Annotated in this window: 10 protein-coding genes and 1 pseudogene; 3 read left to right on the top strand and 8 right to left on the bottom strand. The window is 75.7% G+C overall.

Annotated features, from left to right (window positions below):
- Nucleotides 1-33: 33 nt before the first annotated feature.
- From BXA05_RS18930 to BXA05_RS18905, 6 genes are all read right to left on the bottom strand, one after another.
- Nucleotides 34-318, bottom strand: a complete 285-nt coding sequence (locus BXA05_RS18930; protein WP_061268877.1) for an acyl carrier protein — start codon at nucleotides 316-318, stop codon at nucleotides 34-36.
- A 73-nt stretch (nucleotides 319-391) separates the two neighbouring features.
- Entirely contained in the window at nucleotides 392-1711 is a 1320-nt protein-coding gene (locus tag BXA05_RS18925; RefSeq protein WP_076406745.1) for a type III PLP-dependent enzyme, read from the bottom strand.
- On the bottom strand, nucleotides 1708-3156 hold the full coding sequence (locus BXA05_RS18920; protein ID WP_143311217.1) for a preATP grasp domain-containing protein: 1449 nt from the start codon (nucleotides 3154-3156) through the stop codon (nucleotides 1708-1710). The genes BXA05_RS18925 and BXA05_RS18920 overlap by 4 nt, the downstream gene beginning before the upstream one ends.
- The gene (locus tag BXA05_RS18915; protein WP_076406744.1) at nucleotides 3153-4157 is read right to left on the bottom strand and encodes a 3-oxoacyl-[acyl-carrier-protein] synthase III C-terminal domain-containing protein; all 1005 of its coding nucleotides are present in this window, start codon (nucleotides 4155-4157) and stop codon (nucleotides 3153-3155) included. The genes BXA05_RS18920 and BXA05_RS18915 overlap by 4 nt, the downstream gene beginning before the upstream one ends.
- Complete coding sequence (locus tag BXA05_RS18910) at nucleotides 4154-4420, bottom strand: acyl carrier protein (RefSeq protein WP_076406742.1); 267 nt, start codon at nucleotides 4418-4420, stop codon at nucleotides 4154-4156. Before BXA05_RS18910 ends, BXA05_RS18915 begins: the two co-directional genes overlap by 4 nt.
- Nucleotides 4417-6237 carry a fatty acyl-AMP ligase gene (locus BXA05_RS18905; RefSeq protein ID WP_211435881.1) on the bottom strand — a complete coding sequence of 607 codons (1821 nt, stop codon included), beginning with the start codon at nucleotides 6235-6237 and terminating at the stop codon, nucleotides 4417-4419. Before BXA05_RS18905 ends, BXA05_RS18910 begins: the two co-directional genes overlap by 4 nt.
- Before the next feature lie 229 nt (nucleotides 6238-6466).
- Between BXA05_RS18905 and BXA05_RS19875 the strand changes: the two genes are divergently transcribed.
- Nucleotides 6467-7138 carry a helix-turn-helix transcriptional regulator gene (locus BXA05_RS19875; RefSeq protein WP_076406741.1) on the top strand — a complete coding sequence of 224 codons (672 nt, stop codon included), beginning with the start codon at nucleotides 6467-6469 and terminating at the stop codon, nucleotides 7136-7138.
- Here BXA05_RS19875 and BXA05_RS18895 read toward each other — a convergent pair.
- On the bottom strand, nucleotides 7135-7554 hold the full coding sequence (locus tag BXA05_RS18895) for a VOC family protein (RefSeq protein WP_061268882.1): 420 nt from the start codon (nucleotides 7552-7554) through the stop codon (nucleotides 7135-7137). The genes BXA05_RS19875 and BXA05_RS18895 overlap by 4 nt on opposite strands.
- Nucleotides 7555-7615: 61 nt before the next feature.
- Here BXA05_RS18895 and BXA05_RS18890 point away from each other — a divergent pair, with 61 nt between their 5' ends.
- The gene (locus BXA05_RS18890; protein WP_076406739.1) at nucleotides 7616-8245 is read left to right on the top strand and encodes a putative glycolipid-binding domain-containing protein; all 630 of its coding nucleotides are present in this window, start codon (nucleotides 7616-7618) and stop codon (nucleotides 8243-8245) included.
- A 102-nt stretch (nucleotides 8246-8347) separates the two neighbouring features.
- Here the strand turns inward: BXA05_RS18890 and arfB are convergent, their stop codons facing one another.
- Complete coding sequence (gene arfB / locus BXA05_RS18885; RefSeq protein ID WP_076406737.1) at nucleotides 8348-8785, bottom strand: alternative ribosome rescue aminoacyl-tRNA hydrolase ArfB; 438 nt, start codon at nucleotides 8783-8785, stop codon at nucleotides 8348-8350.
- 255 nt (nucleotides 8786-9040) lie between these two features.
- Between arfB and BXA05_RS18880 the strand changes: the two are divergent.
- Nucleotides 9041-9153, top strand: a pseudogene (locus tag BXA05_RS18880) (superoxide dismutase); the annotation flags it as partial.

The following is a 9153-nucleotide window of genomic DNA, read 5'->3' as shown; positions in this document are numbered from 1 at the left end:
CCGGGCCCCGCACCGCTGCCCCCGAGCGGCACGTCAGTTCCGGGTCGAGTGCTCGACGACGAAGTCCGTCAGCGAGCCGACCGTCTCGAGGTGGTGCTGCTCGAGCGACTCCGGGTCGACCTCCATGTCGAGCGAGTCCTCGAGGGCCATGAGCAGGCCGAGGACGCTCGTGGAGTCGAGGTCGAGGTCGTCGAACAGGCGCGTCGCCGCAGTCACGTCAGGCAGCGGTCGCCCGAGGACGCTCGACAGGGCCTCGACGACGGCCCCGACGACGCGCTCGCGGCCGAGGGCCTCCTGCGGCTCGGTGCTGGTGCTCACGATGGTTCCTCCGGGTGGTGGGTCGGCGCCCGCGGGGCGGGCGGTGGCTGGACGAGGGCGGACGGGCGGTGGGTCAGGGGACGGCGCCGACGGCGACGGGCTCGACCCGCGCGCCGAGGTCGTGGAACACCTGTCGCGCGAGGAGGTCGTCGGGCGTGTCCACGTGCCGGACGAGGAACGTCTCGTCGCCCAGGGTGAGCACCTCGGCCGGGTACCCGTGGCTGAGGAAGTGCACCGGCGACGCCGTCGCGCCGTACGCGCCGGAGCGGTCCACCGCGACGAGGTCGCCCGGCGCGAGGTCGGCCGGGAGCGACACGGCCTTGCCGATCGTGTCGTTGGGGGTGCAGAGCGGGCCCGTCACGTTCCACGCGACGTCCTCGGCGGTCGAGGCGGGCCCCACGCGGCGCATCGGGAAGTTGCGCTTGACGAACGACCCGATGCCGACGGCCGCCATGTGGTGGTTCGTGCCCCCGTCGGCCACCGCGAACCGCTCGCCCATCGACTCCTTGACGTACCGCACGCGCGCGACGTACGTGCCGCACAGCGCCACGAGGTAGCGGCCGAGCTCCATGACGAGGTCGGTCCGGGGGTGGCGCTGCACGAACGCCTCGACGACGGGGTTGAGCGCCGCGGTGAGGACCTCGACGTCGAGGTCGCGCTCGCGCTCGAAGTACGCGACGCCCAGGCCGCCGCCGACGTCGACGAGCTCCAGCGGGAACCGCAGGCGCTCCGCGAGCCGTTCGGCGAGATCGAAGATCCGCGTCGTGTTCTCGACGATCGTGCCCTCGTCGAGGATCCGCGTCCCCATGTACACCTGGACGCCCACGACGCGGGACGCGGTGAGGCCGTCGCACAGGCCGGGCGCGTCGAGGAGCTGCTGCTCGTCGATGCCGAACTGGCGCGGCTTGCCGCCCATGGTGAGCCCGGAGCCCTTGACCGAGAACGACGGGTTGACGCGCAGCACGACGCGCGCGGGCCGTCCCACCGCCTGCGCGAGCTCGTCCACGAGCGCGAGCTCGGGGAGCGACTCGACGATGATCGCGCGCACGCCCGTGTTGAGGCACGAGACGAGCTCGTCCCGGCTCTTGCCGGGGCCGAGGAACAGGACGTCCTGCGGCGCGACGCCCGCGGCGAGCGCGGTGCGCAGCTCGGCGAGCGACGACACCTCGGCGTTCGCGCCGAGCGCGTGCAGCAGCCCGCAGACGCTGACGTTCGGGTTCGCCTTGAGCGAGTAGAAGATCCCCAGCGCAGGGTGCAGCCGCTCGCGCAGCGCCCGGTAGTTCGCGGCGAGCACGTCGCCGTCGTACACGTACACGGGGGTGCCGTACCGCTCCGCGACCGCGGCGAGGTCCGCGCTCCCGGGCGTCGTCGGCCGGGTCGGGGTCGTGGTCATCGGGCGTCTCCTTCGGTGGGGCGGCCGGTGGGCCGCGAGGCCAGCCGCTCCGTGACGGCGCGGTCGAGGCGGGTCAGGGTGTCGTCGTCGGGCGCGACGAGGAGGCCGTGGAGCCGTCCCGCGAACGTCGCGCCCGACGTCGGCCCGGACGCGCCCGCGTTGACCGTCCCGGTCCCCTGGACCACGAGGCCCGCCTCGCCGGGGGCGCCGGGCAGCAGGTCGCCGAGCAGGTCGTGGAGCGCCGCGAACGGGAGCGGCGCGTCGAGCACCAGCGGGTACTGGCGCGCGAGCGCGACCCACCCGTCGGGCTGGAACCGTTCCTGGAGCGGGACGGTGTACGTCGACATGTTGCTGCGCGCGTTGATCTCGAGCACGGGCAGGAGCCGGCCGTCGGTGCGCACGAGCGCGTCGACCCCGACGAGGCCGTGGAAGCCGTCGGCCGCGAGCCGCGCGCCGAGGCGGCCCGACAGCTCGGCCAGCGCCTCGACCTGGTCCGCCGGCAGGCGCGACGGGATGCGGTGGCCCTTGTGGACGCCTCCCTCCGTGATCGCCTCCTTGACGAAGTCGAACGCGACCGAGCCGTCCCGCCCGACGGTGAAGTGGTAGTTGAGGTCCGTCGCCTTGTCGGCCCAGACCTCCACGACGACGGCGAGGCGGTCGTCGCCCGAGCGCGCGGCCCGGCGCGCGACCATGCGCACGAGCTGGTCGAGCCGGCGCGGGTCGTCGACGACGAGGATCCCCTTCCCGGAGACGCCGTACGCGTCCTTGACGCCGACGGTCGCGCCGTCCGCGACGAGCCGCGCGGCCTCGGCGCACGCATGCTCGAAGTCCTCGACGGTGCGGCACGCCCAGCCGCGCGCCTGCTCGACGCCCAGCTCGTCGCACAGACCGCGGCTGTAGACCTTGCTGTTGACGGTCTTGGTCGTCGCCGCGTCGGGGAGCACCGAGCGCAGGCCCGTCGCCGTCGCGAGGTCCTCCTCGGCCGACGACGTCCCGTGCGCGAGGAGCCGCACGCCGTCCGCCGCGAGCTCCGCCAGGCGCGCGAGCAGCGCGGGCGAGTCGAGCGCGTCGAGCGTCACCGTGCGCAGCGGGTCGCTCGATCCCGCGACGTGCACCGTGGGGAGCCCGACGCCGAGCGCGTCCAGGTGCGCGAGGTGGTCGGGGTCCGGCTCGGCCTTGAGCACGACGTGGTCGTGCGGGCCCGCGAGGAGCAGCGCGAGCTCGTCCATGCGGTGGACGAGCGCGGCCGTCGCCGACGCGCCGCCGACGGCGGGCAGGCCGACCTCCCCGACCGCCCACGCGTCCTCGACCTCGACGTTCCCCAGCAGCACGAGCGGCGCGTCGGGCGCGCCCGCGAGCGCGCGCTTCGTCCGCGCGAGGAACGGCTCGCGGCCGGCCGTCGTGGTGGTGTGCGGGGCGGTCCCCGTCACCAGCTCGACCGTCATGCCTGCTCCTTCGTGTCGTGGACCGTGGCGCCTTCGGAGCCCTCGTGGCGCAGGACCATGGCGGAGAACGTGGCGCCCAGCCCGACGGCGACCATGAGGAACGGGTCGCCGGGCCGCAGCCGACCCTCGGCGCGCGCGGCGGCGTAGCCGATGAACGAGTCCGCCCCGAAGCAGTGGCCGGTCACCGGGACGTCGTCGAGCCGGACGCGCGCGAGCGGGAGGCCGAGGCGCGTGCACAGCCGACGCCAGGACACGCGGTTGACGTTGTGCGGCAGGACGAGCGCGAGGTCGTCCAGCGTGAGGCCCGCGCGCCCGACGGCCTCCAGCACGACCTCGGCGAGCACCTCGGTGTACGCGACGCCGAAGGGGCCTGCGAGGTCCTCGGGGAGCGGCACCTGGTGGTACTCGCCCAGCGTGCGGGTCGCGTAGGCGAGGACGGGGCTGCCCGGCGCGGCCCCGTCGGCGCACGAGCCTGCGGGGCGCGACGCCGCGACGAGGCACGCCGCCGTGCCCTCGCCCATGATCGTCGTGCCCTCGATGAGCCGGGAGCCCGGGCTGAACGCCTTCTCCCCCGTGAGCACCAGCGCGAGCGCGTCCGGGTCGCCGTCCGACGCGAGGAGACGCCCCGCGAGGTCGACCGCGAGCAGCGCCGACGCGCACGCGTGCTGGGTGAGCGTCCACACGACCGCGTGGTCCAGGCCGAGGCGCGTCGCGGCGTCGTGCAGGGGGTTCACCCCGACCGGGGCGACCGTCGCGATGGTCCGCGCCCCCAGCACGTACCGGACGCGGTGCTCGTTGCCCGCGAGCCCGGGCACCGCGCGCGCCGCGGCGACGAGCAGGTCGGTGAGGGTCTGCCCCGGCGCCGTGCACACCTCGCGCAGCCCGAAGAACCGCTCGAACACGCCGAGCTCGAGGTGGTCGAGGCCGAGCTCGTCGGCGAGGTCCCGGATCGGCACGCGCGTCGCGGGCACGTGCGCGCCGACGTCGACGAGGGTCGTCATGCCGCCGTCCCTGGGACGTCGACGACGCTGCGCAGGTGCGTCGCGAGCGCGCGGGGCGTCGGGTTGTCGACGACGGCCTCCGGGTCGAGGTCGACGCCGAGGGCGTCCTCCAGGTCGCCGAGCAGCGCCAGCACCTGGACCGAGCCGAGGCCGAGCCCGGCGAGGTCGGCCCCCGCGTCCACGTCGGCGGGGGCGACGCCGAGCGCGGTGGCGACGTGGCGCAGCACGAGGTCGTCGAAGGCGTCGGGGCGGGGTGCGGTCATGGTCGGGTCCCTGCGAGCTCGGGGTGCGCGCGGTCCCGGGCAGCGCGCAGGGAGTGGAGCGCAGCCAGGTCGCCCCGGCCGTGCAGGTCGCGCGCCCGGCCGCGCTGGATCTTGCCGCTCGTGGTCCGCGGCACCTGGCCAGGACGCACGAGGACGACGTCGTGCACCGCGGCGCCCGAGACCGTCGCGAGGTGGGCCGCCATCTGCCGGACGACGGCGTCCAGCTCCTCCTCGGCGCTCGCCGCCCCGCCCGCCCGGGCGCCCGTCGTGGGGCGGAACTCCTGGACCGCGCACAGCGCTCCCGGTCGGCCGTCCGCCTCGAACACCGCGCCCGGGCGGCCCTCGGCCCCGGGGTGCAGGCGGCGCAGCTCGCGCTCCAGGTCGTACGGGTAGAGGTTGCGGCCCGCGACGATGAGCAGCTCCTTGATGCGGCCCGTGACGACGAGCTGGCCGCCGTGCAGGGCCCCCAGGTCGCCGGTCCGCAGCCACGGTCCCGTGCCGTCCGCGGCGACGGCGCCGAAGGTCTCCGCCGTCGCGGTCGCCGCCGCCTCGCCCCAGTACCCGGCCGCGACGCTGTCGCCACGCAGCCAGACCTCGCCGACCGCGCCGTCCGGCACGGTGCCGCCCTCGCCGTCCACGACCCGCAGCTCCACCCCGCTCGGCACGCCGCAGCACACCAGGCGCGCGCCCGGTCCCTCGACCGTCGCGGCGTCGGGGAGGGCGGACAGAGAGGAAGCCTCCTCCGTCACGACCAGGCGGCCGTCGGCGAGCGCCGTCTCGTCCGCCGTCACGACGAGCGGGAGGCGCCTGTCGGGGTACGTGGCCGTCAACGTCGCCTCCGCGAGGCCGTACCCCGGGCCGTGCGCTGACCCGCGGAAGCCCACGGGCTCGAACCGGCGCGTGAACGCGTCGAGGACGGCCGGGTCGACCGGCTCGGCGCCGCCGAGCGCCCAGCGCAGACGGGACAGGTCGAGATCGGCGAGCTGGTCGTCGCGCACGCGCCGCGCGCACTGGTCGTAGCCGAAGTTCGGCGACGCCGTGACGGTCGCCCCCGTCTCGGTGATGGCGGAGAGCCAGCGGACGGGGCGCTTGAGGAACGACGTCGAGGGCACGACCACCGCCGTCGCCCCGAGGCCGAGCGGCACGAGCAGCATCCCGACGAGGCCGAAGTCGTGGTACCCCGGGAGCCAGCTGCAGAAGACGTCGTCCGGGACGAGGCCGAGCGTCGTGGTGAAGGCGTCGTGGTGGTGCAGCACGTTCGCGTGCGTGACCACGACGCCCTTGGGGCTGCTCGTGGACCCGGAGGTGTACTGGAGGAACGCGACGTCCTGCGGGCCCGGGCGGTCCCGCCGCGCCGGGCCGTCCGTCGCGCCGTCGACCACGGTGACGGCGACCGGTCCGCCGTCGGCGCGCCGCAGCGGCACGGCCCACTCCGTCGTCTCGATCGCGGCGGTCGGGTCGACGAGCACGACGGCGGCGTCGCAGTCCGCGAGCATGCCGCGCACGCGCTCGCGCTGGTACGCCTGCCCGCCCGGGAGGGGGGACGGGACGGGCACCAGCCCGGCGGAGAAGCACGCGAGGAGCCCGACGACGAACGACGCGGTGGCGGAGTAGAGCACCAGCGCGCGGTCGCCGGGCTCGTGCCGGGCGGCGAGGCGGGCCGCGAGCGCCGCCGCCTGCGCGTCGAGCTCGGCGTAGGTGAGCGTCCGCCGCTCCCCCACCTCCGGCACGACGACGACCGCGGGGTGGTCCGGGCGCTCGCGCATGTGGTCGCGGACGAGGTCCACGAGAGTCCGGTCGTCCGGCTGCACGCCCACGTCGCCCCCTGCTCACCGGCGCCGGGACCGTCCCGACGCACGCGGACGCCAGGAAGCACACGCCCCACCCCGGCGGTCCGGGGGAAGCCTCGCAGCGGTTGCTCGCGGTGTAAACAAATTCACGTGGCCGGAAGAGGACAAATGCCTTCTCTCGACCGCAACCCGTCACGTCGGTCAGCACCGCGGGACGGCCCGGGACCGTTGCCGGGGTCGACTACAGTCACACGGCGTGACCTCGACGGAGCGGGACCCGGTCCTCGGGGCCCGCCGTTCCGCGCGGGCCCTCGCGCTGCGCCGCGCGCACGACGTGCTCGTCCTCGACGACGGCAGCGAGGCCTGCCCGGAGCCCCTGTGGCTCCGGGTCCGCGAGCGCGTCCGCCACGCCGCACGCCTCCGCGTCGTGACGCTCGGCACCGGCGCCGTCGGTGCGGGTCGCGGCGAGGGCACGGACGGCGCACCCGCGCAGGACCGCGGCCCCCACCGTGCGGCGGGTCGGCCCGGTGAGACGAGCGGCGGCACCCCCGCGGTCGAGCGACGGGTCGCGACCTCCCTCCCGGTGTCGCTCGTCGCCCTCGACGACACCGTCGTGCTCGTGGCACGCCCCGGGCGCACGCGCGCGGTGACGGACCGCGACGCCGTCGCCGCGCTCCGCGCCCTCGCCGAGTCCGAGTGGGACCGCGCACGGCCCGACGGCGACGCCCTCGCCCCGAGCGAGGACACGCTGCTGCGGCTGCTCGCCGAGGGCAAGACCGACACCGCCGTCGCCGTCCGGCTCGGCGTCTCGCCCCGCACCGTGCGCCGTCACGCCGCCGGCCTCATGGGACGGCTCGGCGCCACCAGCCGGTTCGAGGCCGGCGTCCGGGCCGCGCAGCGCGGCTGGATCCGGATGACCGACCGCTAGCGCGCCGCGTCCGCCGCGACCTGGGCGTCGCTGCGCAGGATGCAGAACTCGTTGCCCTCCGGGTCGGCGAGCACGACCCAGCCCATCCCGTCGGGCGTGCGGCGGTCGGCGACCTGGGTCGCGCCGAGCGCGAGCAGGCGCTCGACCTCTTCCTCGCGCGACCTGTCGGTGGGCCGCAGGTCGAGGTGGACGCGGTTCTTCAGCTGCTTGTCGTCGGGCACCTCGACGAACAGGACGTGCCCGCGGCTCTCGGCGGGCGTCGTCGCGTCGGCCGGCGGGACGATCATGCACTCCTCGTGGCCGGGGAGGTTCGGGTCGCCGGGCACGTCGGTGTACCCGAGGACCTGGGCCCAGAAGACGGACTGCGCGTAGGCGTCCCGCGCGTCGAACGTGGTGTGGGAGATGCGAGAGGTCATGGCGCGACCCTGCCACGCGCTCGCCGCGCGGGCACCGGCTTTTCGGCCCACACTGACCGGCGTGAGCCCACGGACGAGGCACGTCGCATGGACCGGCTGGGACGACGACCCCGACCGCCTCGAGGCGGCGACGGTCACCGTCCGCGGCGACCGCCTGGCTGCGCTCGGCACGTCGCGTGCCACCACCTACGCGACGGCGTGGGCGCTGCGCACCGGGCCGGGCTGGGTCACGGAGCACCTCGACGTGTCGGTGCGGGGCCTCGGGTGGTCGCGGCACCTCGACCTCGCCCGGATGCCCGACGGCGCGTGGCGGGCCGACGTGCGCGAGGCGGGGACGCCGCCGTCGGGCCTCGCCGTGCCCGGGGTGCAGGACCCGGCCACGCTCGACGGGGCGCTGGACTGCGACATCGCGCTCTGCCCGGTGACGAACACGATGCCGATCCTGCGGCTCGGCCTGCTCGGGGACGACCCGCCGGCGCACGAGACGCACCTCGTCATGGCCTGGGTCGAGGTGCCGTCGCTGCGGGTCCTGCGCAGCGACCAGGTCTACGCGGCCCGCACGCCGCTCGACCCCGCGACCGGGCAGGCTGTCGTCACGTACACGAGCGCGACGCGGGACTTCACGGCCGACCTCACCGTCGACGCCGACGGCCTCGTGGTGGACTACCCGGAGCTCGCGCGCCGCCTCTGACCCCGCCGACCACGAGGTTGCCGTCGCTCTCGCGTCGAGAACGACAGGAGGCCCGTGCTCGACCGTGCGCAGGGTCGTGGTCGGTGAGGCGTGCCAGCCGGGTCAGTCCTGCGGCGGGCGGCGCAGGCGCTTGACGTCCGTCCGCCGCTTCTTGGCGGCGATCCGCCGCTCGACGGACCCGCGCGTGGGCCGCGTCGCCCGCCGCGACGGCCCGGGCGGCGCGACGGCCGCGGCCAGCAGGGCGGCGAGCCGGGTGCGCGCCGCCTCGCGGTTGCGCCGCTGCTCCCGGTGCTCGGACGCCGCGACCGTGACGACGCCCCCGACGACGCGGCGACCCAGCCGGTCCAGCAGGCGCGCGCGCTGGGCGTCGGTGAGGACCGCCGACCGCGCGACGTCCCACGACAGCTCGACGCGCGAGTCCGTCGTGTTGACGCCCTGCCCGCCGGGGCCGGACGAGCGCGAGAACCGCCACGACAGCTCCGCCTCGGGGACGACCAGTGCGGTCGTCACGCGCAGGCCGGGGCGGGCGTCGTCGGGCATCCGTCCATCGTGCCCGACGAGGACCCCCCAGCCCAACGGATTCGGACCCCGGCCCCCTGACCGACCACCGTCCGTCGAGCACGGGACGAGCGACCGGAAAGGCGCCCTTCCGGTCGCGGACCGCGTGCTCGGCGCAGCCGTTCGACGCGCGGGACGACCCGTCCGACCTGCAAGATCACAGCGCGCCGTCCTTGACCTCAACCGTGGTCGAGGTCCTAGCGTGGCTGCATACCGACGGAAGGAACCTGAGGAACCATGCCTGTCTACACTCTCCCCGAGCTGTCCTACGACTACGGTGCGCTCGAGCCGCACATCTCCGGGCGGATCATGGAGCTGCACCACTCCAAGCACCACCAGGCCTACGTCAC

This window comes from Cellulosimicrobium funkei (assembly GCF_900155925.1).
Lineage (GTDB): Bacteria > Actinomycetota > Actinomycetes > Actinomycetales > Cellulomonadaceae > Cellulosimicrobium > Cellulosimicrobium funkei.
The sequence above is the reverse complement of the archived record's forward strand: the minus strand, read 5'-3'. Positions and strand labels throughout refer to the sequence as shown.

Excerpts from the sequence above, each read along its gene's own strand:
- arfB (WP_076406737.1), bottom strand. The coding sequence starts at position 8,785 with ATGCCCGACGACGCCCGCCCCGGCCTGCGCGTGACGACCGCACTGGTC.
- BXA05_RS18920 (WP_143311217.1), bottom strand. The coding sequence starts at position 3,156 with ATGACGGTCGAGCTGGTGACGGGGACCGCCCCGCACACCACCACGACG.
- BXA05_RS18925 (WP_076406745.1), bottom strand. The coding sequence starts at position 1,711 with ATGACCACGACCCCGACCCGGCCGACGACGCCCGGGAGCGCGGACCTC.
- BXA05_RS18895 (WP_061268882.1), bottom strand. The coding sequence starts at position 7,554 with ATGACCTCTCGCATCTCCCACACCACGTTCGACGCGCGGGACGCCTAC.
- BXA05_RS18910 (WP_076406742.1), bottom strand. The coding sequence starts at position 4,420 with ATGACCGCACCCCGCCCCGACGCCTTCGACGACCTCGTGCTGCGCCAC.
- BXA05_RS18915 (WP_076406744.1), bottom strand. The coding sequence starts at position 4,157 with ATGACGACCCTCGTCGACGTCGGCGCGCACGTGCCCGCGACGCGCGTG.